At 31.6% G+C, this 25,814-nt stretch carries 19 protein-coding genes, 1 tRNA gene and 1 other annotated feature; of the genes, 4 read left to right on the top strand and 16 right to left on the bottom strand.

Annotated elements, in window-relative coordinates:
• Nucleotides 1-400 precede the first annotated feature (400 nt).
• The 3 genes from B5X49_RS03150 to B5X49_RS03160 form a co-directional block, all read right to left on the bottom strand.
• Complete coding sequence (locus tag B5X49_RS03150) at nucleotides 401-841, bottom strand: hypothetical protein (protein WP_045749711.1); 441 nt, start codon at nucleotides 839-841, stop codon at nucleotides 401-403.
• Between the two features lie 657 nt (nucleotides 842-1,498).
• A tRNA-Leu gene (locus B5X49_RS03155) sits at nucleotides 1,499-1,584 on the bottom strand.
• 84 nt (nucleotides 1,585-1,668) lie between these two features.
• Nucleotides 1,669-3,357, bottom strand: a complete 1,689-nt coding sequence (locus B5X49_RS03160; RefSeq protein ID WP_045749712.1) for a DAK2 domain-containing protein — start codon at nucleotides 3,355-3,357, stop codon at nucleotides 1,669-1,671.
• Nucleotides 3,358-3,663: 306 nt separating this feature from the next.
• Here B5X49_RS03160 and rpmB point away from each other — a divergent pair, with 306 nt between their 5' ends.
• The gene (gene rpmB / locus B5X49_RS03165; RefSeq protein ID WP_045749713.1) at nucleotides 3,664-3,852 is read left to right on the top strand and encodes a 50S ribosomal protein L28; all 189 of its coding nucleotides are present in this window, start codon (nucleotides 3,664-3,666) and stop codon (nucleotides 3,850-3,852) included.
• A gap of 45 nt (nucleotides 3,853-3,897) precedes the next feature.
• Here rpmB and B5X49_RS03170 read toward each other — a convergent pair whose 3' ends face one another.
• The 9 genes from B5X49_RS03170 to B5X49_RS03210 form a co-directional block, all read right to left on the bottom strand.
• Nucleotides 3,898-4,500, bottom strand: a complete 603-nt coding sequence (locus B5X49_RS03170) for a thiamine diphosphokinase (RefSeq protein ID WP_045749714.1) — start codon at nucleotides 4,498-4,500, stop codon at nucleotides 3,898-3,900.
• Nucleotides 4,500-5,132 (bottom strand): ribulose-phosphate 3-epimerase, encoded by a 633-nt coding sequence (gene rpe / locus B5X49_RS03175; RefSeq protein WP_045749715.1) that lies wholly within the window; start codon nucleotides 5,130-5,132, stop codon nucleotides 4,500-4,502. Before rpe ends, B5X49_RS03170 begins: the two co-directional genes overlap by 1 nt.
• Before the next feature lie 13 nt (nucleotides 5,133-5,145).
• Nucleotides 5,146-6,099 (bottom strand): ribosome small subunit-dependent GTPase A, encoded by a 954-nt coding sequence (gene rsgA, locus B5X49_RS03180; protein WP_045749716.1) that lies wholly within the window; start codon nucleotides 6,097-6,099, stop codon nucleotides 5,146-5,148.
• Nucleotides 6,100-6,114: 15 nt separating this feature from the next.
• Nucleotides 6,115-7,131, bottom strand: coding sequence for a dual-specificity RNA methyltransferase RlmN (gene rlmN / locus B5X49_RS03185; RefSeq protein WP_045749717.1), 1,017 nt, complete (start codon nucleotides 7,129-7,131; stop codon nucleotides 6,115-6,117).
• Nucleotides 7,132-7,200: 69 nt separating this feature from the next.
• The gene (gene pheT / locus B5X49_RS03190) at nucleotides 7,201-9,558 is read right to left on the bottom strand and encodes a phenylalanine--tRNA ligase subunit beta (RefSeq protein WP_045749718.1); all 2,358 of its coding nucleotides are present in this window, start codon (nucleotides 9,556-9,558) and stop codon (nucleotides 7,201-7,203) included.
• A complete protein-coding gene (gene pheS, locus B5X49_RS03195) occupies nucleotides 9,558-10,571 on the bottom strand; it encodes a phenylalanine--tRNA ligase subunit alpha (RefSeq protein ID WP_045749719.1) in 1,014 nt (337 codons plus the stop codon). Before pheS ends, pheT begins: the two co-directional genes overlap by 1 nt.
• A gap of 51 nt (nucleotides 10,572-10,622) precedes the next feature.
• Nucleotides 10,623-10,830: a binding site (T-box leader), on the bottom strand.
• Nucleotides 10,826-11,605 (bottom strand): Bax inhibitor-1/YccA family protein, encoded by a 780-nt coding sequence (locus B5X49_RS03200; RefSeq protein WP_143228537.1) that lies wholly within the window; start codon nucleotides 11,603-11,605, stop codon nucleotides 10,826-10,828. (Overlaps the previous feature by 5 nt.)
• Nucleotides 11,606-11,658: 53 nt before the next feature.
• Entirely contained in the window at nucleotides 11,659-16,170 is a 4,512-nt protein-coding gene (locus tag B5X49_RS03205) for a PolC-type DNA polymerase III (protein WP_045749721.1), read from the bottom strand.
• 9 nt (nucleotides 16,171-16,179) lie between these two features.
• Nucleotides 16,180-16,944 carry a DUF1189 family protein gene (locus B5X49_RS03210; RefSeq protein ID WP_045749722.1) on the bottom strand — a complete coding sequence of 255 codons (765 nt, stop codon included), beginning with the start codon at nucleotides 16,942-16,944 and terminating at the stop codon, nucleotides 16,180-16,182.
• 156 nt (nucleotides 16,945-17,100) lie between these two features.
• On the opposite strand from B5X49_RS03210, the gene mnmL reads away from it, so the two are divergent.
• From mnmL to B5X49_RS03225, 3 genes are read left to right on the top strand one after another with little or no spacing between them, the layout of a single operon-like run.
• Nucleotides 17,101-18,045, top strand: coding sequence for a tRNA modification radical SAM protein MnmL/YtqA (gene mnmL, locus B5X49_RS03215; protein ID WP_045749723.1), 945 nt, complete (start codon nucleotides 17,101-17,103; stop codon nucleotides 18,043-18,045).
• Nucleotides 18,023-18,553 (top strand): tRNA 5-(aminomethyl)-2-thiouridylate-methyltransferase MnmM, encoded by a 531-nt coding sequence (mnmM, locus tag B5X49_RS03220; protein WP_045749724.1) that lies wholly within the window; start codon nucleotides 18,023-18,025, stop codon nucleotides 18,551-18,553. The genes mnmL and mnmM overlap by 23 nt, the downstream gene beginning before the upstream one ends.
• Nucleotides 18,547-19,278, top strand: a complete 732-nt coding sequence (locus B5X49_RS03225; protein WP_045750083.1) for an epoxyqueuosine reductase QueH — start codon at nucleotides 18,547-18,549, stop codon at nucleotides 19,276-19,278. Before mnmM ends, B5X49_RS03225 begins: the two co-directional genes overlap by 7 nt.
• Before the next feature lie 40 nt (nucleotides 19,279-19,318).
• Here the strand turns inward: B5X49_RS03225 and B5X49_RS03230 are convergent, their stop codons facing one another.
• The 4 genes from B5X49_RS03230 to acpP all read right to left on the bottom strand — a co-directional run bounded on the left by B5X49_RS03230 (nucleotide 19,319) and on the right by acpP (nucleotide 25,746).
• On the bottom strand, nucleotides 19,319-20,068 hold the full coding sequence (locus B5X49_RS03230; RefSeq protein WP_045749725.1) for a hypothetical protein: 750 nt from the start codon (nucleotides 20,066-20,068) through the stop codon (nucleotides 19,319-19,321).
• Between the two features lie 129 nt (nucleotides 20,069-20,197).
• On the bottom strand, nucleotides 20,198-22,786 hold the full coding sequence (adhE, locus tag B5X49_RS03235) for a bifunctional acetaldehyde-CoA/alcohol dehydrogenase (RefSeq protein ID WP_045749726.1): 2,589 nt from the start codon (nucleotides 22,784-22,786) through the stop codon (nucleotides 20,198-20,200).
• A 195-nt stretch (nucleotides 22,787-22,981) separates the two neighbouring features.
• Nucleotides 22,982-25,399 carry a leucine--tRNA ligase gene (leuS, locus tag B5X49_RS03240; protein ID WP_343285819.1) on the bottom strand — a complete coding sequence of 806 codons (2,418 nt, stop codon included), beginning with the start codon at nucleotides 25,397-25,399 and terminating at the stop codon, nucleotides 22,982-22,984.
• Nucleotides 25,400-25,512: 113 nt separating this feature from the next.
• Nucleotides 25,513-25,746: an acyl carrier protein gene (gene acpP, locus B5X49_RS03245; protein WP_045749728.1), complete on the bottom strand. Its 234-nt coding sequence runs from the start codon at nucleotides 25,744-25,746 to the stop codon at nucleotides 25,513-25,515.
• Nucleotides 25,747-25,814 lie beyond the last annotated feature (68 nt).

Genomic DNA, 25,814 nt, shown 5'->3' on the forward strand with positions numbered 1-25,814 from the left:
CTGTGAAAATATCAAGTCAGGAAAAATCTAGTAAATCCGAGTAATGGCAGGTAAACAATGGAAAACCATGACCAAATTTTAATTGATAAATCTAGGTGGGTATGTTGCCGTACAAAAATTATAGTTACTACTCACAACATTCATACAATACTTCTTTTCTACTTGGTAAATCTTATTAGTCACTGACAAACCTGTTGATTCTTCAAACAAATCCAAAAACTGTTCCTGATCTAAATGACCATGAAATAGTGGTGTTTTCGATCCTAAAAAAATAGTTTGGGAAACGTTAATGTAAAAACAGACACTAAATTCTTCTTTTAATTCTTAATTAATTCAAAAGTTTTCATTATACTTTCGCCTCGTATATTTTTTATAATTCTTTAATCATCAATAAAACTAATCAACCTATACTGAAACCTGATTTTTTAAATTGGAATTCTTTCAAATCAAATTCACTATTTGGTACTACACTTGGATTTCCTACGGAGTCTGCATGCATTGTTACAACCAGAATCTTAGTTTTGTCATCATATTGAACTTTATATCTATATAGTCCGCTCACTTGACTTGAATATCCATCTTCTTCTAAAAGCTCAATTTCAAAGTAAATGACTCCATCAATATTTTTGATTCTATAAGTAAGATATCTATGTTCCGCCTCTTTATTTTTAATACTCCACCCACTTTCAAATCCATCCTTTATCATACTTCCACCTTCATCCAACCTAAAATATATACCATGAGGTATACCTTCTGTAGTTCTATTTGATAATACGATAAAGCTAATAACTAGCAAAAGTATTGCTGTAATTATTGTGATACTGTAAACTTTTTTTCTCATGAGTGGTATCTCCTAATATATCTAATTGTAATAGTATTTTTAATGATTACCAGTTAATTTAACTGAATTTTAGCATACTATTCAAACGTAATCCAGTGATTCTATAATTTATAATTTTATTATTGTAATTACTATGCCATTTTTAATCTCTTTGCTTGAATTGGACAACAATACCTGTATATTCTTTTAAATTTGATGGATTTTCAAAAGCTGTAATAAATAATACTGCTACAATTAATAAAAATACAGTTGATGCTGAAATGATAATATTGTATTTCTAAGTTTATACATGATTTTTTGACCACCTTATATAGATATGTTTTTTGTTTATAACAAATATATTACAATACTTGAATTTTATTCTTGATATTCACAGAAATGGCTCTGATTAATATATGTAGAAAATCCACAATACTATAATAATTCATTAGATGTCAAGTATTAGTTTTAGTAGATTTCGAAGTTCGGTAGCTTATTCAGTACCCATTTTAATATGGAGTTTATATGATTTTGAGATTCAATCGCCTACTCAGCATTCTATAAAAATGATTACAAAAAGATAAAAGAGAGACAGTAATCAGTCTCTCTTATCGTTTTTATCACTCTATAGATGGATTTATTAAGACATTATTATAGCGTAGTCAAACAACATAACTATGGTGCTCGGGAAGGGATTTGAACCCTCACAGGATTTCTCCCACTACCACCTCAAGGTAGCGTGTATACCGTTTCACCACCCGAGCTCGATAAACATGATAACACTTAAATGTGTAAAAATCAATATTAAACATAAATAATGGTGCTCTTACGAGCACCAAATTTATTTATTATTCAACGGCGATAATATATGAGTAAACGTCCTGTTTACCTTCTATCGTTTCAACTTCACAATCTTCATTGATCGATGCAACAAATTCAATAACTTCATCAACTTCTTCTTGTTCTACGCCATTACCTACAAAGATGGTAATGATTTCAGATTCCTCATTAACAAGTGATCTTAACAATTCAGAAACAGTAGTTAGACGTTCTTTAGATGAAACAATAATTTTAGATTTAGAGATACCAATATAATCTCCATTCTTAACTTGAACACCGTGCATTTCTGTATCACGAACAGCGTAAGTTACTTCACCGGATTTCATATTAGTTACGACATCATGCATTGTTTCAGTATTTTCTTCCAATGTAATTGTTGGGTCAAATGAAATTAATGCAGTATATCCTTGAGCAACTGTTTTAGTTCTTAAAACGGATACATTAGAGCCTTCTGAAAGCTTTGATGCTTGTTCAGCTGTTAATATAATATTAGAATTGTTCGGTAATATAATAACATTGTCAGCATTAACTTCTTCAATCGCCTTAATAAAGTCTTCTGTTGGTGGATTCATTGTTTGTCCACCATCTACAATATAATCAACACCTAATTCAATAAATGCTTGTTTAATGCCTTCACCTTGTGCTACAGCAATAATACCGTATTTTGAACGCGGTTTTTTAACGACTTTAGAATGTGGTTCTTTATGCTCATGTTGATGATCACTATGGTCTTGTCCAGTGATATTTTCATGTTGTTGACGCATGTTTTCAATTTTTACAGTTTTAATTTCACCAAATTTTTGTGCAAGTGTTAAAGCAACCCCTGGTTGGTTTGTATGTACATGCACCTTTAATAAATCTTCATCTGTAACAACAACTAATGAATCACCCATTTGTTCAAGTGGTTCTCTAATTGTATTTTGATCAAAATTTTCCCAATCAAATAATTCAACAATAAACTCTGTGCAATATCCGAATTTAATATCAATTTCACCTAAATTATGAGCACCTACATAAGCCTCATCACCTTTAGATCTTAATGCACCTGATTGTAGTTCTTGCTCAGAAAGTATTTGACCTTCAAGTGCCATTAACATACCTTCAATGATTTTAATGAATCCAGCACCACCAGAATCCACAACACCTGCTTCTTTTAAAACAGGTAATAATTCAGGCGTCTTAATTAAAGTTTCTTTAGCTTGATTTAGATAAACCTTTAATACATCCTCAATAGATGTCAAATTCTTTTGTTCTTTTAGAACACGTTCAGCAGACTCTCTGACAACCGTTAAAATTGTTCCTTCAACAGGATCCATAACTGCACGGTATGCCATCTGATATCCACCCACTAATGCTTGGATAAATTCCTTAATCGTAACTGAACCATTATTAATTTTAGATATTTCTGAGTAAACACCACGGAAGAACTGAGATAAAATAACCCCTGAGTTTCCACGAGCTCCCATTAATAATCCTCTAGATAATATTTTTGAAACATCGACGATTGAACTTGACTGATTAGCAGTAACTTCTTTAACACCTGCCATCATTGTCATTTGCATATTTGTTCCCGTGTCACCATCTGGTACCGGAAACACATTAAGGTGGTCCACTTCTTTATGATTGTTCTTTAAGTGAATCGCACCATTGGTAACCATTTTTTTAAACAGTTCACCACTGATCTTCTTGTTTGACATAACTTTCCTCCGATTCATCTAGAAGCGTAGACGAATGATTGATTAAATTTTATTTTATATTTTTGGTAGGATACAAAACAGGGTAAAACCCATCTTGAACGTTTATTAGTATATCATAAATTTATTTAAATGCAATATTTAATAAATCTATTATTTCTAACGATATTATACCACAGTTTTACAAATTGCATTATTTTCAATAAAAAGACGTGAAGTTTAAAAATTAAAAGTTTTTTTACCCTCTTTTTTTATTGCATTTTAAATATTATTATGTTAAGATTAATAAGGCAATAAAGGAGTGATATTATGGCTAGATGCTATGTAACTGGTAAAACTACATCATTTGGTAATAAACGCAGTCACGCACTGAATGCGAGCCGTCGTACTTGGAAAGCAAATCTCCAAACAGTTCGTATTAAAGATGAAGACGGAAACGTCCGAAAAGTTAAGATTTCAGCGAAAGCTTTGAAAAAACTAAACTTAGAGCGTGCATAATTTAACCATAGGTAGATAAACTAAGGCATAAAGATGTGCCTTTTTTTATTGCTCTTTTGTTAGGATCAACAAAACTTTACCTTCAAGAACTTCAATAAATCCTATTCTTTCAACAAGTTCATTAGAAATACCGATGTTATCATTTATTTTCATCCTATAGTTTTGCAGTGGATACTTAAAACCTTTGAGTGAAACCCTTGATGATTCCACTGAAAAAATATTTACATAACCCTTAAAATCAATCTGGTGTATACCTTCTCCTAAAACCTTCATAGATGAATCATCGGTTATGATTTCTAAATCATCATATTTGGATAATAAGATCATATTGGATAAGGCGTGTTCAAATCTTTTACCACCTATACCACCTAAAATAACGATTTTAGAAGGATTTAATGTTTTTGCATATAAAACTGCAGCCTCTGTATCGGTTATGTCTTTTTCAGTAGGTAAAGTGATTAATTCATTTGAAAAATCTTTTGTCTTAGTGGAGTCAAAATCACCAATCCAACAATGGATGTCTTTCTTCAAATCCCCGATATAATCCATAGCTTGATCAACTACAATCAAAAAAATTGATGTGTTAAAATCAATCAATTTTTTTATATTCGTCGGTACTGGATATGTAATAATATATACAGTTTTCATTATTTTAATGCTAGAATACGTTCTTCTCTATCTTCATAGTTAAAGATATAAGTACCTGCAACAACCATGGTTGCTCCCGCATCTTTACATTGTTTAGCAGTTGAAACATTGATACCGCCATCTACTTCAATTTCATAACGATATCCAAATTCTTCTTTCAATCTAGCAAGTTCTTCTATTTTCTTTAATTGACTTTGAATAAACATTTGACCACCATAACCTGGTTCAACACCCATGACTAATACTAAGTCAAGTTGTGCAAGGTAAGGTTTGATAAATTCAACATCTGTACTTGGTTTAATACATAAACCTGCTTTTTTACCAATATATAAGATACGTCGAATACTCTCTGCAAAACGGTGACACTCTGCATGAACAGTGATAAATTCCGTTGTTGGAAAATTAACCTTATCAATCCAATTAAGCGGATATTCTACCATTAAATGAATATCCATTGGTAATTTAGTTAATTCACCAATTTGAGCTGCAATTGCTGGTCCAAAACTAATATTAGGTACAAAATGACCATCCATAATATCGACATGGATATAATCTGAACCTTTTTCTACGGATTTTAATTCATCCTCTAGTCTTACAAAATTTGCTGTTAGAATCGATGGAGCTACTTTCATCAAATGCCCTCCTTTAATATTTTTCTTTTTTTGTTTTTAATTCATTCATAAAGCTTACATAACTTTCATATCTAGACCTTAGAATAGAACCATTTGTAACATATGATTTTACCATACAATCGGGTTCACTCATATGTAAACACTTAGAACCAAACCTACATTCATGAGAAATCTCTTTAAAGTCTACAAAATAATCCTTGAGTAATTTTTCATCATAAAAACTAAATTCGATTTTACTAAACCCTGGAGTATCTGCAATATATCCACCACCAAATGCGTAGAGTTCAGAATGTCTTGTTGTATGCTTTCCTCTTCCAAGTGCATCTGATATTTCTTGAGTCTTTAAAGAAAGCTCAGGGATAAGTGCATTCATCAGTGTAGATTTACCAACACCTGTTTGACCTGCAAGTACTGTAATTTGATCTTTAAAAATATGTTCTAAAGTATCTAGTCCAATACGTGCTTTACTATTTACAAAATGAATATCCATATAAGATGCATAGTAAGATAAATTCTTTTTAAGTTCCAACAATGTTGGCTCATCAATTAAGTCAATCTTACTAACGATGAGTACAGGTTTTAAGTGATTCGATTCAAGAATCACTAAAAACTTATCGAGTAAGTTAAAACTGAAATCCGGTCGGATTGCAGAAAAAACCAATAAAACCTGATCAATATTTGATATATCAGGTCTACTGAGTTCGTTTTTTCTTTCCAATACTTCTGTAATCATGTATTGATTCGATTCAAACGTATAGGAAATATAATCACCAACTTTAGGACTAAGTATGATGTTTTTAACATCTTTTTTAGTTTTTTTGGTTATATTCTTATTAAATGAAGAGTCCTTTTCAACACGGACCATTCGAAATTTACCTTTTGCATATCCTTCATATATTTCTTTTGTATAAAGATCTTTAAAGGTATACAATCCACCAATTAATTTAATGATAAGTGCTTTATTCAATATTGATTTCACCTATTATAAGTTTTGACTTCTAAGTTGACCACATGCAGCATTAATATCATGGCCTTGTTCTTTACGTAATACAGCCGTTATTTTATGTTTCTTAAGTACATTAAAGAATGCTTCACGACGTTCTAAAACACTTCTTTCATAAGGTGCTTCCTTAACTTTATTATAAGGAATTAAATTGACATAAACATTCATACCACGTAAGAGTTTAGCAAGTTCTAAAGCTGTTTCTTCAGAATCATTTAACTCTTGGATCATAATATATTCAATTGTAACTCTTCTATTAGTTACATTAATATAGTACTTGATTGCATCAATCACTTCTTCAACAGGAAATCTTTCATTAATTTTCATTAATTTTGTTCTAATCTCGTTATTCGGTGCATGTAAACTTACCGCTAAATTGACTTGAATGCCTAAATGAGCAAACTCTTTAATCTTAGGTACTAAACCAGATGTTGAAACAGTAATATGTCTTGCTCCAATCGCTAATCCTTTTGGATGATTGATAATTTGAATAAATTTAACAAAATTTTTATAATTATCAAATGGTTCTCCAATACCCATGATGACAACACTAGAAACTCTCACACCTGAGTCTTTTTCAGTCTTAATGATTTGAGCAACAATTTCTCCTGCTGTTAAATCTCTTTTCTTCTTTAAAATACCTGATGCACAAAAACTACACCCGATATTACATCCGACTTGTGTTGTTACACAAGCACTCATACCATAGTGATGGTTCATTAAAACTGTTTCGATTAAATTTGCATCATGTAAGTCATATAAGAACTTCATTGTGCCATCTTCACTGACGTTCTTAATAACAAGTTCCATAGAGTCAAATTTAAAAGATGCCTTTAATAAATCGATTAATTCTAAAGGAATATTGACCATTTCATCAAAAGAATCTACTTTTTGACGATACACCCAATTCCACACTTGATCCGCACGATATTTCGGATATTTATTTTCAACGACGAACATTTCGAGTTCATCATAAGTTAAATCATAAATTAACATATACTCACAACCTTCATATTTATTATACTAGAAAATACATTTTTTAGAAAAAGAAAAGAGCGTTTGCTCTTATTCTCTGAAAAATGCCTTAAACGTAAATTCCAAACGATTTCGAATAGATTTTAATGCTTTTTCTACATCCGTTTTTTCTAATGTTTTTTCTTTATTATTAAACGTAATAGAAACTGCAACAGACACTTTACCCGCCTCAACATTTGGACCTTCATACACATCAAAAAGTGTTACATCGGTAATGAGTTTTCTAGCTGTTTGATAGATTAAATCTAATACATCTTGCATCGCATGAGACTTAGAAATAACAAACGATAAGTCTCTTGTAATTGAAGGATATTTAGAGATAGAATCAAACACCAGTGTATCTTTCTCGTATGAAATCATTGATAAATCAATCTCAGCAACAAATGCATCATATACATCATGTGCTTTCTCTATATTTGGATGTAGTTTACCCATATATCCAATTACTTGATCTTTTAGTAATAACTTAGCTTGAATACCTGGATGTAATGCGTTAATATCGCTTGTTTTAACATACTTTAGTGACACACCTAGAAGTGTTTCAATTTTATTCAAAACACCTTTTAAAACATAGAAATCCACTGGTAAATGATGTTGCAAGTAGTTTTTATCAATATAATTTCCTTGCATCAAAATACCAAGATGATTCTTTTCAACATCTTTAGCAAAAACGTGACCAATCTCAAACGTAGTGATATTTTCCATTTGACGCTTTAAAGTGTAATTTAAATGATCTATTAATCCAGGGATCAATGACTGTCTAAGTACTTTTCTATCTTCACTCATTGGCATGAGTAAAGAGACAGTCTCACCAACTATAGGATAATCCAAGACATCCTCTGGTGAAATAAGACTATAGTTAATCACTTCATTAAATCCTAATCCAACAAGTTCTTTTTTTAGACTACGCATTTTCTTTTGTTTAGGTGATAATCCGCCCATTTGAGATAAGCTAAGGTTAACTAATTTGACTTGTTGATACCCATATATTCTTAAAATTTCCTCAGATACATCTGCAGGAATTAAAATATCTTTACGGTAAGAAGGAGGTAATACATTAAGTTTATCTGAATCGATTGTTTCAACTTCATAATTCAAACGTTTTAAGATATCAACGATGTCTTTTAAAGTAAGGTCAATTCCAAGTAAACTATTATTCTTTTCAATAGATAGCTCAATCCATGTAGGTTGTTTTTCTTCCAAACTTGCAACTTCAATACCCTCATAAAGTCTAGCATCCGCTAGTTCAATAAGTAATTCAATCGCTTTATCCATTCCAAGAGCAACACGACTTCTTTCAACACCGCGCTCATAACGAAGGGATGAATCACTTTTTAATCCTAATCTTCTTGAAGTTTTTTCGATTGTTTTTGAATCAAATAGTGCAGCTTCTAAAATAATTTTTTGTGTATGGTCATCTATACTAGATAAATGTCCTCCCATCACACCACCTAAGGCAATACCATTTTTACCATCAGTGATTAAAATGTCCTCTTCACTTAAAACACGTTTAACCTCATCTAGCGTTTGAATTTCTTCTTTGGGTTTTGCTTGTCTTACTAAAACTTCTTTACTTTGAACCTTATTGAAATCAAAAGCATGTAGTGGTGTTCCGTAAGTGATTAATACATAGTTTGTAATATCAACAACATTATTGATTGGTCGAATATCACTTTCTATTAAAGCGTTTTTTAACCAAAGTGGTGACTCTTTAACTTCCACATCTAAAACTGCCAAACGGTATTCTAAACAGTTTGTTGATTGAATGGATACTTTCATACCATGATGTGGCTTAACAGGTTTAAAACTGGATTTTGGGATGTTTACTTTTTGATTTGTTATAGATGCTAGATCATATGCAAATCCTAAATGAGATAATAAATCACCTCGGTTAGGTGTCATACCTAATAATAGTTTTTTACCATCTAACCCTAAGTATTTGAAAGGATTATCTCCAAGTGGCATTTCTTTATCAAAGAAAAATATACCATCACTAAAAGCTTTTGGAATATATTTTTCATCCATTCCTAATTCTTTTAAAGAACATATCATTCCATTGGATGATTCACCACGTACTTTGGCTGCTTTAATTTGAAAATCCCCTGGTAATATAGCCCCAACTTTAGCAACAATTACATATTGATTTAAAGCAACATTCGATGCACCACAAACAATATCTAGTATCTCAGTTCCAACATCGACCTTCGTTACATGTAAATGATCAGAATTCGGATGATCCAAACATGAAATAACCTTACCTATAACTAAGTTTGAAGAAGTGTTTAATAAACTGTATTCATCAACTTCAATCATGTTCTGGTTGGTAATTTCAAATAAATTATTAGGAACATCTATAAACTTTTTTAATATGTTTTCAAGAATATACATCATCTTTCTCCTTTAAACTGACCTAAGAATCTTAAATCATTGGTATAAAACTGTCTAATATCATCGATCTTATATTTAAGAATTGCGATTCTTTCAATTCCAATTCCAAATGCAAAACCTTGATAAACTAAAGGATCATACCCACCCATTTTTAATACATTAGGATGTACCATACCTGCACCTAAAACCTCAATCCATTTGGTTTCACCTTCTGTAACTGTCCAAGATACATCAACCTCAACAGAAGGTTCTGTAAATGGGAAGTAAGAAGGTCTAAGTCTAATTTCTCTTTCTTCACCAAATAAATGTCTAGCTAAGTTAAGCAGTGTTGATTTGAGTTGTGCAAAACTAATATTTTTATCAATGACTAACCCCTCGCATTGCATAAATTGATGACTATGTGTACGGTCATCTGGGTCTCTTCGATAGGTTTTTCCTGGTGCAATAATTGCAATCGGTAATCCACCTGCTTGTTCCATATATCTTGCTTGAATCGGAGATGTATGTGTTCTAAGTAGTGTATTTTCAGTCACATAGAATGAATCATGCATTTCTCTTGCAGGATGTCCCTTTGCTAAATTCATCATTTCAAAATTATAATGATCGTGTTCAAGTTCTGGACCTTCAGCAACTTTATAACCTAATCCTATGAAATAATCTTCTAAATCTTCAACAACTAAGGACAGTGGATGAAGACTACCTTTTTTAAGATTTAAACCAGGTAATGTTACATCAATACTTTCATTAGATAATTTTTGATTCAATACCTCAAGCATGATTTTGTTTTTCGAATCAGAAATTAAACCTTCTAATGCAACTTTAGCATCATTAATCCATTTACCAAAAGATGGTTTTTCTTCATTCGGTAATGTTTTAATCAATGGCATCATTTGAGTAAGTAATCCTTGTTTACCAAGGTACTTTACTCTTAAAGCTTCAACGGATTCCATTTCATGATGCTCATTTAATTCATTTTTCAAATCTATAATCAATTGTTCAATTTTTTCTTTCATAGTTCTCTCCTTTGTTTTTAAAAATAAAAAGTCCTTAAAGTATATAAATACTCTAAGGACGAATGTATATTTCGTGGTACCACCTTAGTTCTAGATTGCTCTAGCACTCATTTTCTCTTAACGCGAGTAACGGGAAAGATTTTACCTTTCCACTCCATAACCGAATTCAACCCTTAACATTTTGGAAGTCTTTTCACCAATCACTTCTCGCTTAACCCATGTTTTTAATGGTTTACTACTGTTATATCTTAGTTTTAATTATTATTTCTACCCATCACTAATACAGCAAATCTTAAGATATTATAGTATATCCATATTAATGTTACCATAAAACCTAATGCAACGATCCATTCATACGCTTTTGGAAGACCAGAATTTACAACTTGTTCAGCTCTTTCAAAATCTAATGTTAGCATAAATGCTCCCATGACGATTAAGAATAATGAAATTCCAATTGCTAATTCATATGAGTAAATTGAACTTATAAATACTGGATTTACTAATGAAATAACGGTTGCTACTAAAGACCCTACTAATATTGTAATTAATGCACCATATACGACAGATCTAAGTAATGGAGAACCTCTTAATAAGCCAGATTGGTAAAGTGCAAACATCACAACAAATACAATAACTGTACCTAACAATGCAATCGATGCAACTCCTGGGAACATTGCATCTAATAGATGCGTAATGAGTCCATATAATAAACCTTGGAATAAAGCATAAATGATACTCATTATGCCAGCTATTTTAGGGTTAAATGTTGCAATCAAAACCGCTATAAATGAAACAATTCCAGATACTGCTGCAATACCTAAAGTAAATTCAGGGGCAATAATTGCAATCTGAAGTGAAAAGAATCCTGTAACTAATGAGATTACTACAAGTGATAATGTTTTAAGTGCTACACCATTTTTTGTTGCTGTTTCACTTACTGTTGAAAATTGCTGTTTTTCAAGATTGGTAAAAACCGGATTTGAACTACGCATAAGTTGATTCACCTCTTTATCTTTTTCACCGTTATTATACAATGAATTATAATGATTTTATATTCAAAGTACTTAATATGTGTAATTTTATACAATTAGTATTTATAGGCGAATAAACCGCTTTCAATTTCACCATTTGATGATTCTAGCTCATCAAATGATCCAATAAGGTCTAATTTTTCAAAGACTGTTTTATTCAATTTAGTTCGAGATTTTACATCTTCTTTAGATCTAAATGGACGCTCTAAACGGTTATTCACAACATCAATTGCAGCCTGTGTTCCAAGTCCATCTATAGAGACAAAAGGCATTCTAAGTCCATCTTTTTCCATAACAAATTCTAACGCTTCTGACTTTTTGATATGTACTGGTAAGAATTTAAACCCTCTTTTTGTCATTTCAAGAGCAACAAATAAAGTAACTAATACATCTTCATCTTTAGCGGTTAAGTTATTGGTTTGTTTTAAATGATTAATTCGGTTTCTTATTGCATTATATCCGGCAACCATTGTATCGTGTTCAAATTGAACTGCTCGTTTACTAAAGAAGCCTGAATAAAAGAGTAATGGTTTATGTACTTTAAACCAAGCAATTCTCATAGCCATAATCACATAAGCTGTAGCATGTGCTTTTGGAAACATATATTTGATTTGTGATGCACTCCAAATATACCAATCAGGTATTTTACTAACCTTCATCAATGCTTCATACTCTGACCATTTTTTAGGGTTAGCTGAAGGTTTTCCTTTACGAACAAACTCCATAATCTCAAAAGCTTTATTTGCAGGCATACCTCTAGCGGATAATTCAACCATAATATCATCACGACACCCAATGACATCATCAAAAGAAATTTTTCCAAATTGTGTTTTACCTAATACAAGTTCTTGTGAGTTTTTAAGCCATACATCTGTACCATGAGATAATCCAGATATTTTAACCAATCCAGCAAATGTTTTAGGTTTTGTATCTTGAAGCATTTGTCGCGTAAAACCTGTGCCAAACTCAGGAATTGCATAACTAGCAATATCTCCATATACTTCATCACCTTTAAATCCTAATACATCAGTGCCTTGGAAAAGTTTATAGACTTCATGGTCATCCAGTGGAATGTCTTGTGCTCTATTAAATGGAAAATCATTAGGGTGTTTATAAACATAATCCATCAAGAATTTAATCATGGTTGGGTCATCATGGCCTAATATATCTAATTTTAATAAGTTATCTTCAAATGAATGATAATCAAAGTGTGTAGTTTTCCATAACGAATTAACATCATCGGCAGGATATTGAACAGGTGTAACATCATAAATTGTTTTATGTTTAGGAACAACAACGATTCCACCTGGGTGTTGACCGGTTGATCGTCTTGCTCCCTCTATTCCTTTAGCCATACGTTCAATGTATGCAGATCTTGCTTCTTTTCCTAAATATTCTAAATACCCTTTTACATAACCATATGCATTTCTTTCTGCAACGGTTTGAATCGTTCCAGCTCTAAATGAATAATCTTCCCCTAATAATTCTTTTACATATTCGTGTGCTTTAGACTGATAATCTCCACTAAAATTTAAATCAATATCCGGAACTTTATCTCCATCAAATCCAAGGAAAGTTTCAAACGGAATATCGTGCCCATCTTTAACAAGCTGTGCACCACAAATAGGACAGGTTTCGTTAGGTAAATCATATCCTGAACCCACATGCTTTAATAATTCCACATAAGGTTCATCTATTTTATCGACACCTTTTTCATAGATTTCTTCATCGGTCATTTTAAACACAGAATAATCACCATTAGGGCAACGATAATGTGGTCTTAACGGATTAACCTCAGTAATGTCTAATAAAGTCGCTACTAAAGAAGAACCAACGGATCCTCTAGAACCTACCAAGTATCCATCATCAAGTGATTTTTTAACTAATAAATGCGATACAAAATATATCGGTGCAAATTGATTTTCTATAATGTTTTTAAGTTCTTTTTCAATTCTTTTTTCTACATAAGGATGTACAGGGTTTCCATATAACTGATGTGCTCTATCATAAACCATCTTCTTAACATGCACTTGAATGCTTGGTATACCTAATGTATCTTTAAAAGCATCATCTGATATTGAATACAACTCTTTTGGAAATGCTTGAATCGGTTCAATCATATCATTTAGTTTTCTTGTGTTTGTTACAACAATTTCATAAGCCGTTTCTGGATCTAGAAAATGAAATTGATCGAGCATTTCTTGAGTTGTTAATAGATGTTGATTAGGTGATACTTCATAGTTTGCAAGTGGATGAAGTCCACCACCTACAGATTTCGTATGAATATAGATGTCTCTATATTTTTTATCATCCGGATTGAGGTAATGTGCATTGGATGTTGCAATAACGATTTTACCTAATGATTTAGCTATTTCAATAATTGACTTAATTGCAGCTTGTAAAACCTCTTTACCTAGTGGTCCTAACTCATGAATGATATGTTGATATGCAGGTAATGGATGTACTTCGATATAATCATAAAATTCAATAGCTTCTTTGAGTCTTTCTGTATTTAAATTTAATGCCGCTTCAAATACTTCACCAAATTCTGAACCACTACCAATTAATAGTCCATCTTTTAACTCTTCATAAACACTTTTTAATAATCTAGCACCACCATCAAAATGTGTAGTTAACGCATCCGATATTAACTTAAATAAATTCTTGTAACCCTTTTGGTTTTTAGCGAGAATTAATGCATATTTTGGAATTGGATGTCTCCAAACCTCATCCATATCTAAACTCGCATTTAATTCAAAATATGTAACAATCTCTTCTTTATAGAAATTTGTTAACATATGTAAAAAGACTTCTGCTGTTGCATAAGCATCATAAATTGCTCGGTGATGTGCATCTAAATTGACTTTAAAGAACTTCGTTACAGCCTTTAAATTAAATCGTTTTAAATCAGGAATATTACCCGAATCTGTTTTATAAAACCTTGCATGGTTTTTATCTTTTTGGGTTGAGTTATAGTAGTATCTTGCAATATTAAGTGTATCAATTACTGGGAAAATCTCGTGTGATAAATTTAATTTTTTGGATTGTTCATAGATAAATCCAACATCAAATGATGCATTATGTGCAACCAAAACTGACCCCTTAATAAATTCTAAAAATCTAGGTAATACTTTATCTATTGTATCTTTACCTTGAACCATATCATCTGTAATATTGGTTAATCGAATGGTTAAATCAGATAATTTTTCCTCAGGGTCCACAAACTCCTCAAAACGTTCTCCAATAAAACCATTCTTAATTTTATATGCAGCAATTTCAATGATTTTGTCTCTTGTATGTGAAAGACCTGTTGTTTCTATATCAAAGACTACATAGGTTGCATCTTTCAATGAAAAATCATTTGGATAATCAAAAGCTATTTTAAAAGCTTCATCATCCACATAGTCTAATTCAACTCCATAAATCGGTTTAATCTTCTTACCCTTCGTTGCTTTATGTATATCTGGATAAGCATATAACCCATTATGGTCTGTAATTGCAAATGCTTCATGTCCCCATTTTTCAAGTGTCTCAACATAATCTTCTACACTTGTTACTGCATCCATTGGAGATGCTTTAGTATGGATATGAAATTCAATTCTCTTTTCTTTTGCTTTATCCGTACGTTCTTGTTTTTTAGGACGTTCTATTTGATAAAATGCACGTGCAAAAATAACAACTTCCTTCTGGAATGTATCATACTGTGCATCTCCTGAAACTTGAACTACATCTCCTACTTTAATCTCTTTTGCAAGTTGTATGTCCTTAGGTGCTTTAACGAATCTTTTAACCGTAATTGCATCATCTTGATCAAAAATTGAAATAGTTAAAAGATTTGTATTTTTAAGTTCTCTAAATTCATGCTTAAAAACTTCGCCTTCGATTAAAAAGTTTACATCCCCTTTTTCGTGTTTGTATTTATCAAGTTCATAATTTGTTGCAGGAATCTCTTTAATTCCAACAGCTTGAGGAGATGATTTTCTACTGAATGTTGTCTTTTGATCTAAAATGATTGTATCTGGTGTTTTCACAAGCTTTTCTAAAGATTCAAATTGTTCATCAATATATCGGTTTACTTCTTCAGTTACTGGAGTTAATACCTCACTTAGTTTCAATTCAAACGATACATCAATTCCTAGTTGCTTAAAATATCTCATTAAGTCTGGAAAATATTTTTTTAATCCTTTACTGTCTTTATCGATACTAATTGAATATGTACCATTCATAAAGTCAACAGGATAATTTTTAAAAATAAGCAGTGGTGGGAAAAATTCTCCTGCACGGTGAACAACCATTTCAAAATATGCACGGTGATGTGCGGTTAAATCAATTTTCTTATACCTAAATTGATAATCAATTTTTTCTACAATCTCAGGCTTTTTAAAGAAAGTCTCTAATTGATTGATAAACAAACTCATTTGATTGGGTGCGAGTAATTCATCAAATGTAATCATAAACATCAAAGATTTATTTCTTTTAGATACAATGACTTGTTCAAGTTTCGCTGAGTTCATTGGATATGTATTGAGTTGTGCTTGTTGTAAAAATAAATCAAATTTGTTAGACATGTAAACTCCTCATAAAACCATCAATTTTGATAATGCAATTCTCATATAAACAATGACTGCAATCATTCCTATGAGTTGAATCAAACTTGTGTAAAGCACAAGTGCAAATAAACTACCTATAACATAAACAGTGGATACATAAACTGCAATTTTGTATCTGACCTTAAAAGGAATTATAGTGAACGTAAAACTAGATGCTAGAAAACTAATAAAAAGTAATTCAATCACAGTGGATGCAATCAATACACCTAACGAAAAACCTTTAGAAAATACTTGATTATCTTTAACAATCGTATTGATTGCACGCATAAACTTTTGGACATTTAATGTACTATAATCATTGAATTCAAAATCATGAAGACCTAATGATTCATAAGAATAGTACTTTCTATATAGTGTAGAAACACTAAATCTAACACCCTCATCAATAAATGTAATATTTAAACCACTCAATTGTTGACTGGGTGTATTAATTATTCCAATCGTATATGCATCCATAACAAAATACCTGGGTTCATTAAGAGATTCCGAAGGAATCACTAATAAACCATTTTGTATAGAATGGTTTCCGCTTAAATGTTCTCTAAAACTAGACTCTATCGTTTGATATTCATCAACAGATAAACCATCCTGAACCATGACAAATACAGTAAAGGGTAGTATTTGAATCAAAACCAACATAAAAAAGTAAGCCCATACGCGTAACCATGAGTCTTTAAAATATTTGCCAATTTCACTTGGTTTTAACAATCCAGTTTTAAAACGATTATACATTGTCCACTTCCTTTGTATGTTAATTATAACACGGTTAATAATGATAAGTAAGTCTTGACTTTTCCAAATTATTTTAAATCCACAATCTATACGATACATCCATATCTTGAATATATAAACTGCTTATTTTATGATAGAATATAGTTTGGTGATCATATGGATTTAATAACAGCTGAAAAGCACTATAACACGTTAAATAATTACTATCGTAAAAAATATCAAAAGAAAGTATTTAAAGTTGCTTTAAATGCTGGTTTTACATGTCCGAATATTGATGGTACTGTCGCATCTGGTGGTTGTACGTTTTGTTCTTGGATGGGTTCAGGGGATTTTGCAGGTGATAAACATGATCCTTTAAAGAAACAATTTGCACTTGTTAAAGAACAAATGCATAAAAAATGGCAAGATGGTTACTATATTGCTTATTTTCAAGCGAATACAAATACACATGCCCCCTTACCAAGATTAAAAGAAATTTACGAGGAAGCCATCACGCTTGATCCAAATATTGTCATGATTTCTCTTGGAACAAGACCAGACTCATTACCTGATGATGTATTAGACTATCTGGCTGAACTTAATCAAAGAATGCCTGTTCAAGTTGAACTTGGATTACAAACAATCCATCAAAAAACTAGTGATCTAATTAACAGAGCACATGATTTAAAAACATTTGATGATGCCGTAAAAAAACTAAATGCCCGTGGTTTAGAGGTAGTCGTACATATCATTAACGGTTTACCTACTGAGACTAAAGAGATGATGTTAGATACTGTTAAACATCTAAATACATTACCTATTCAAGGTATTAAAATACATATGTTACATCTGATGGAAAAAACAAAAATGGGTTATGATTATTTAAAAAACCCGTGGCACTTACTTACACTTGATGAATATGTAGATATTACAGTAGATCAATTATTATGGTTAAGAAAAGATATTATTGTACACAGAGTTACAGGAGATGCACCTGAAGACATGTTAATTGCACCACTTTGGACAAAGAAAAAGTTTGTTGTATCCAACCAAATTGATAAAAAGTTAAGAAAGTTAAACTTATTTCAAGGTGATTACTATGAGAAAGAAAACAATGGTTGAGTTGTCTCACCAAATCCTATTATCTCAAATTAATAAATCCTCAATCCTAGTGGATGCAACACTAGGTAATGGCTATGATTCATTATTTTTAGCACCATTAGTCAAAGAAATTCACGCTTTTGACATTCAAAAAGAAGCCATTGACACATCCAAAGCATTACTAAAAGATTATTCAAATATTTATTACTATTTAAAATCCCATGTGTATGTGACAGATACTGTACCTAATTATGATGGTGTATTATTTAATTTAGGTTATTTACCTAATAGTGACAAAAAAATTAAAACACATTATGAAACAACACTCCAAGCAATTGATAAATTACACCAGAAACGACAAGGTTTTATTTTAGTAGTTGCATATCCTGGTCATGATGAAGGTCTAATGGAATATGTCGCTCTTCAGTCTTACTTAGATAAAAAAGAAATCTCATATGAAGTACATAAACTACCTCACATGACTAAAAAAGATGCACCTGTCATTTTCTTTTGGAAATATACATCATGAACTTTAATCAAATCATAAAAGAAAATGACTCGAAACACTTGGTTAATTTTGATACTAGGTTTTTAGAGATAAAAAGCAATTGGGAAAAAGAGAATATAAAGCCAAATGTACTGATGCATACTTGTTGTGCACCATGTTCTACCGTTGTTTTAGAACAAATAGCCAAACTTTGTAACTTAACAATCTTCTTCTCTAATTCAAACATTCACCCTATTGAAGAGTATCAACTTCGTTCGTTATCACAAAAAAAATTTATCGATGATTTTAATAATACACACAGTTTAAATGTAAAGTTCATTGAAGACACATATCAACCAAAAACCTTTATTGAAAATGTTTATAAAGAACATTTAGAACTTGAAATTGAAGGTGGCAAACGTTGTAATTATTGTTATGAAATGCGTTTAGACAGAGCTGCATTATACGCTAAGGAACATGGTTATGATTATTTTGGTAGTGCATTAACCCTATCTCCACATAAAAATAGTCAAACAATCAACCAAATAGGCTATGATGTTCAAGCCATCTACAGTGTGTCCTATCTACCTAGTGATTTTAAAAAAAGAAATGGCTTTAAGCGAAGTATTGAAATTTCTAAACAATACGATATATATCGTCAGTGCTATTGTGGATGTGTATTTTCAGCTAAGCAACATGGAATTGATTTAAAAGCTGTTAGATGTCAAGCAATTGATCAAATCCAGGATATTTTAAAGAACTTATAAAAAGAACTTGTTCCCTATATTGAACAAGTTCTATTTTTTATTAAAGTGACTTTATAAGTTTTTCTATTTCATCAACCATTGCATGATTTGGATTAAAATACTTCATTAAGAATTTTAATATGGTTTGTGCTGATTCTTTATTTCTTAAGTATCCTTGTCTCATATTAGCAATCCAATCATTAGACTCTATAAATCTATTTTCTATTCTTCTTTCTAAAACATAAGGATCAATTTGTACGACAGATTCTTTAAATACTTTCGTAAATAATCCTAAAACCAGCTCATATGCATAACTTTGTATAAAGGTTGTAGCAGAAGAAAGTTCGCCTCGTTTTGCTCTTTTTAAACCGATGAGTATATTTGATAATGCTTCATTAACATGATAATCTACATTGATTATTCGTTTTTTAGGTTCAAATCTAGGTCGAATGAGATCTTCATTAAATCCATCTTTTTTGTAATATACTAATCCCTTTGAAAATCTAGCTTGTTGTATTTCTAATTCTGTAAATATTGCGAATTCAGCAAATACACCATCCTCAAACATTACTTTATGCCCGTCATCTGAATTTTTAAAGCTAAATACGATTGTTTTTACTGCTAACCATGATAAGTCACTTAAATATGTTTCCTTTGTGCCTTCCTTAACAATTAAAAAGAAGTCCATATCCGAAAAATTATCCAAACGATTTGTTTCGCTCATACTACCTAAACCTAATAAACATAAGATATTTGGATCTTTTTTTATCGATTCAACTAAATCATACATTCTTGCTTGTGCTAAAACCATTTAAATCCCCCCCCATTTATAATTCCATTATACAAAGTATTACTAAATCACTTTTGATTTTACATCGTAAAGCGTTTCTATATTAAACAAAAAGCATAAGCCTGAAACAACTTATGCTTTTTATCAAAATTATATAATTTCATCCCCACGGAATGCTTTTTCTAGTACTTCTTTCATATCTTTTACCAGTGGAAGTCTTGGGTTAGCTGTAGAACATTGATCTTCATATGCTAAATATGCAAGATTCAAACTTTGCTCCATGAAATCAACTTCATCAGTTCCTTGAGCTTTAAAGCTCATTTGTATCCCAATGGATTGAGCAAGTTCATAACATGCTTTTGCAAACATCTTAACACCTTCTTCTACTGTTTTAGGTTTTAATCCAATAGCGAGTGCTAATTGATAGTACTTTTGATCTGCTTGATAAAATTTATATTTAGGCCATGTTGATAATTTGGATGGCTTTTCTCCATTATACATAATTACATGTGGTAGTAGTATTGCATTAATACGACCATGAGGAATATGATATCGTCCTCCAACCTTATGTGCCATTGAGTGTGAAATACCTAAGAATGCATTACCAAATGCCATACCAGCCATGGTAGATGCATTATGCATCTTTTCTCTTGCTTCAAAATCTTGCCCATTATCAAATGCTCTTTTTAAGTATTCAAAAACCATTTTAACGGATTGTAATGCAAGTGCATCTGTATAATCATTTGCAAGTACTGAAACGTAAGATTCAACAGCATGTGTTAATACATCCATTCCAGTATCTGCTGTTACAGATTTTGGTTGAGTTAATGTGAGTGCAGGATCTACAATTGCAACGGTTGGTGTTAAGGAATAATCTGCAAGTGGATATTTTTTACTTTCTTTTGTATCCGTAATTACTGCAAAAGGTGTAACTTCACTACCTGTTCCACTTGTTGTTGGAATACATACTAATTTAGACATTTTTCCTAATTCCGGATATCTAAATGCACGTTTTCTAATATCCATGAATTTCTGTTTTAAATCGTTAAAATCTACTTCTGGATGTTCATAGAACAACCACATAGCTTTAGCAGCATCCATTGGAGAACCCCCTCCAATAGCAATAATCGTATCTGGTTTAAATGACTTCATAAGCTCATAACCCTTCATCACTGTTTCGATGGATGGATCAGCTTCTACATCACAAAATAACTGATAACTTACATGGTTTCTTCTTAAGGAAAGTTGGTCTGTTACCTTTTTTACATATCCTAAATCAACCATCACACGGTCTGTAACAATGATGACTTTATGAACATCATGCATTTGTCTTAAATATTCAATTGAGTCTTTTTCAAAATAAATCTTAGAAGGTATTTTAAACCATTGCATATTATTCTTTCTTTCCCCTATTCTTTTAATATTCAGTAAATGAATCGCACTGACATTATCAGATACTGAATTACTGCCGTAAGATCCACAACCTAAAGTTAAGGACGGTATAAATCGGTTATAAACATTACCGATTCCACCAAAGGTAGCAGGAGAATTTTCAATGATACGAATAGCTTTTAATTTTAAACCAAATGCTCTAGCGTATGGTTTATGGTTTGTATGAATGACTGCAGAATGTCCAAGTCCATCCAGTTCTACCATTTTTTCAGATAAGTATAACCCCTCATCAAAGTTTTTAGACTTTAAAACTGCTAATACTGGTGATAATTTTTCTCTCGTAAGTGGTTCAACCTCACCTACTGTTGAACAGTTGACTGCAAGTATATTTGTCTTAGGTGATACACTAAATCCAGCCATTTTAGCTATATCAAAAGCACTTTGTCCAACAACTACCGCATTCAGTTTTTTACCATCTGGGAATAGTAATTTTTCAACTAATGCTTTTTCTTCCTTTGTACAAAAATGTACATGACATTGTTTGAATGCATCTAAAACATCTTTATAGATTTCTTCATCAATGATTACTGCTTGTTCTGATGCACACACCATACCATTATCAAATGCCTTAGACATGACAATATCATTCACTGCTTGCTTAATATTTGCTGATTTTTCAATATAAGCAGGGACATTACCAGCACCTACACCAAGTGCAGGCTTCCCACAACTATATGCAGCTTTAACCATTTGATTTCCGCCGGTTGCAAGAATGGTTGATACATCTTTATGATTCATCAATAGATTGGTGTTTTCAATACTTGGGTTTTCTATCCAAGAAATACAGTTTTTTGGAGCCCCTGCTTTTATTGCAGCTTCTTTAATAATTCTAGCTGCTTCTTTACTGGATTGTTGTGCAGATGGATGAAATGCAAAAACAATTGGGTTTCTAGTTTTGAGTGCAATAAGAGACTTGAAAATTGTTGTTGATGTTGGATTTGTTACAGGTGTTACTGCACATATCACACCTACGGGATCTGCAATTTCAGTAATACCTGTTACTGTATTTTCAGAAATGATACCTACCGTTTTTAAATGACGCATATGATTAATGACATATTCAACTGCAAAAAGGTTTTTGGTTGCTTTATCCTCATATACCCCTCGTTTTGTTTCATCGACTGCAAGTTTTGCTAAAGTACCATGTGCATCAATTGCTGCAACAGACACTTTTGCGACAATTGTATCTATTTTTTCTTGAGAAAAAGATAGATACTCATGGAGTGCTTCTTTTGCACCCATGACTAAAGAATCAACCTCGTTTGAGATTATTGTCTTTTTTTCCATGTTGGAATTCTCCTTATTTATTTTTTAGTAACGTTTGTATACCTACATCATACTAAAATAAAATATAAAAAGAAAGTAAAGTTATAATGAACACGTTTTCATTAATTTTAAGTCAATAAATGGCTTTAAATAGGTGTTTTTAAATAGAAAAAAAGTACTTTGTATTCCAAAGTACCTTTTCAATAGATTTAATCTTTATGAATTTTTAACAACAATATTTACAATTTTATTAGGTATTACAATCACTTTAACTATCTCAAAACCTTCTGTATGTCTTAAGACATTTTCATGATTTAATGCAAGACTCTTGACATCAGCCTCTGGTAAATCCTTTTTAATTTGAAGTCTCGCTCTTAACTTACCATTGACTTGTACAACCAGTTCAACTTCATTTTGAACGAGGTAAGCAGGGTCATATATTGGCCATTCAGAGTAAATAAGTTCTTCATGATGATTTAAAATCTCACGGTTTAATTCCTCAGTCATATGTGGAGCAATTGGATTAAGAAGTTTTAAGAATCCACGAACTTGATGTTTACCAATGGATTGTACTTTATATACTTCATTAACAAAAATCATCATTTGAGAGATTGCAGTATTAAAGGCTAACTTTTCATAATCTTCAGTTACTTTTTTGATCGTTTGATGATAAATTGTTTGAAGTTCTGAAACATTGTCTTCCTTGATTTCAAAATCAAACATTCTCCATACTCGATCTAAAAATCTTTTAGCACCTTCTAACCCATCATTACTCCAAGGTTTTTCAGATTCTAAGGGACCCATAAACATTTCAAATAATCTTAAAGCATCCGCTCCATGACTTAAGATAAAATCATCTGGAGAAACAGAGTTCCCTTTAGATTTACTCATTTTAGAATGATCTTCACCTAAAATCATACCTTGGTTCACTAATTTCATAAAAGGTTCTTTAGAACTAACAAATCCCAAATCATAAAATACCTTATGCCAAAATCTAGCATAGAGTAAATGCCCAACAGCATGTTCAGTACCACCTACATATAAATCCACTGGTAAAAACTGATCCAGAACTTGTTTAGCTTCTTGGCTATCTAATGGTAGATATCCTAAATTAGATTTTAAAATATATGCAATATAATACCAACTTGAACCTGCTAATTGAGGCATGGTATTGGTATCTCTTTTATATTTCTTACCATCAATTTCTGGATATAACCAATCTAGTGCATTAGCAAGAGGAGATTCGCCTGTTCCACTTGGTTTAATAAACTCTAAGTAAGGTAATTCAAGTGGTAATTCATCATCAGGAACTAATGATATATTTCCATTTGTATCATATAAAACAGGGAAAGGTTCTCCCCAATAGCGCTGACGACTAAATACCCAGTCTCTTAATTTATATGTATCGTGTCGTTTACCAATTTTTCTAGCTTCCAAATGCGTAATCATTTTTTCAATGGCTTCATCATTATATAAGCCATCAATTATACCTGAATGATGATGAATACCATCCCCAGTAAATGGTGAATCACCTTGACCCTTAATCACTTCAATAACTTCAAGACCAAATTTGATTGCGAATTCATAGTCTCTTTCATCATGTGCTGGAACTGCCATAACTGCACCTGTTCCGTAATTCATTAAACAATAATCTGCAATCCAAATTGGTATCAACTGATTAGTTAATGGGTGTCTAGCAAATGCACCAGTAAAAACACCTGTCTTTGTTTTATCTGCAATTCTGTCTAAATCGGATTTCATTTTGGTTTGATCAATATATTTTTTTACTGTTTCTAATTCATCATCGGATGTAATACTTAATACAAGTGGATGCTCTGGTGATAATACAACATAAGTAACACCATAAATGGTATCCGGTCTTGTTGTAAAGACACTTACAGAATCATCAGATCCTGCAATCTTAAAATCAATGATTGCACCACTGGATTTACCAATCCAGTTTCTTTGCATCTCTTTTAAGTTTTCAGGCCAGTCTACAAGTTTTAAATCGTCTAATAATCTATCCGCATACTCTGTAATTCTTAAAACCCATTGTCTCATTGGCTTTTTAATAACTGGATAATGACCTCTTTCAGAAACCATTTGGCCATTTACTATTTCAATTTCATCATTTGCTAATACAGTGCCTAAACCTTCGCACCAATTGACTTCAACATCTTTTAAAACAGCTAAACCTTTTTCATATAGACGCTTAAAAATCCACTGTGTATAGCGGTAGTATTCAGGGTCTGTTGTTGCGAGTTCTTTATCCCAGTCAACACCTTTACCCATTTCTATAATTTGTCGTTTAAAATTACTAATGTTTTGATATGTAAATGATTTAGGATCTTTACCAGTTGCTAATGCATATTGTTCAGATGGTAAACCAAATGCATCCCATCCCATTGGATGTAATACATTATATCCTTGCATTCTTTTAAAACGAGATACGATATCCGTTGCCGTATACCCTTCTATATGTCCTACATGAAGTCCTGATGCTGAAGGATATGGAAACATATCTAACACATAATATTTAGGGTGAAAACGATCAGTTTTAGTCTTAAACAGTTTTAAGTCTAACCAATGTTTTTGCCACTTCTTCTCTATCTTTTGATAGTCATAATATATCATATGCTTACCTACTTTCTCATACATTCTATTATATAGAATTTAAGAACTCTTTTCAATGATAAAAGCCCTATCTAAAATAAAAAAAATCTCCATTAGGAGATTTAATTTATTTACTATTGATTGTCTTTGATATATGATACCAAGTCATTCACAGTTTTGATGTTTTGTAAAACTTCATCGGAAATTTCAATAGAGAATGCATCTTCTACTGTCATAATCAATTCTACTGCATCAATTGAATCTGCTCCTAAGTCTTCAACTAATCTTGCTTCAGGCTTTACTAAAGCCTCATCCACTGCTAGTTCGTCAACGATGATTTGTTTTACTTTATCGAATACTTCTGCCATGTATAAAAACCTCCTACAGTTTTGACAATTATGTACCTATACATTATAACATAAAATATTTTTTGTCC

It is taken from the genome of Acholeplasma oculi (assembly GCF_900166985.1).
Taxonomy (GTDB): Bacteria; Bacillota_I; Bacilli_A; order Acholeplasmatales; family Acholeplasmataceae; genus Acholeplasma; species Acholeplasma oculi.

Bases quoted from the DNA above. Each gene is read 5' to 3' on its own strand.
- B5X49_RS03150 (WP_045749711.1), bottom strand. From the start codon at position 841: ATGAGAAAAAAAGTTTACAGTATCACAATAATTACAGCAATACTTTTG.
- B5X49_RS03160 (WP_045749712.1), bottom strand. From the start codon at position 3,357: ATGTCAAACAAGAAGATCAGTGGTGAACTGTTTAAAAAAATGGTTACC.
- rpmB (WP_045749713.1), top strand. From the start codon at position 3,664: ATGGCTAGATGCTATGTAACTGGTAAAACTACATCATTTGGTAATAAA.
- B5X49_RS03170 (WP_045749714.1), bottom strand. From the start codon at position 4,500: ATGAAAACTGTATATATTATTACATATCCAGTACCGACGAATATAAAA.
- rpe (WP_045749715.1), bottom strand. From the start codon at position 5,132: ATGAAAGTAGCTCCATCGATTCTAACAGCAAATTTTGTAAGACTAGAG.
- rlmN (WP_045749717.1), bottom strand. From the start codon at position 7,131: ATGTTAATTTATGATTTAACTTATGATGAACTCGAAATGTTCGTCGTT.
- pheT (WP_045749718.1), bottom strand. From the start codon at position 9,558: ATGTATATTCTTGAAAACATATTAAAAAAGTTTATAGATGTTCCTAAT.
- pheS (WP_045749719.1), bottom strand. From the start codon at position 10,571: ATGAAAGAAAAAATTGAACAATTGATTATAGATTTGAAAAATGAATTA.
- B5X49_RS03205 (WP_045749721.1), bottom strand. From the start codon at position 16,170: ATGTCTAACAAATTTGATTTATTTTTACAACAAGCACAACTCAATACA.
- B5X49_RS03210 (WP_045749722.1), bottom strand. From the start codon at position 16,944: ATGTATAATCGTTTTAAAACTGGATTGTTAAAACCAAGTGAAATTGGC.
- mnmL (WP_045749723.1), top strand. From the start codon at position 17,101: ATGGATTTAATAACAGCTGAAAAGCACTATAACACGTTAAATAATTAC.
- mnmM (WP_045749724.1), top strand. From the start codon at position 18,023: ATGAGAAAGAAAACAATGGTTGAGTTGTCTCACCAAATCCTATTATCT.
- B5X49_RS03230 (WP_045749725.1), bottom strand. From the start codon at position 20,068: ATGGTTTTAGCACAAGCAAGAATGTATGATTTAGTTGAATCGATAAAA.
- adhE (WP_045749726.1), bottom strand. From the start codon at position 22,786: ATGGAAAAAAAGACAATAATCTCAAACGAGGTTGATTCTTTAGTCATG.
- leuS (WP_343285819.1), bottom strand. From the start codon at position 25,399: ATGATATATTATGACTATCAAAAGATAGAGAAGAAGTGGCAAAAACAT.
- acpP (WP_045749728.1), bottom strand. From the start codon at position 25,746: ATGGCAGAAGTATTCGATAAAGTAAAACAAATCATCGTTGACGAACTA.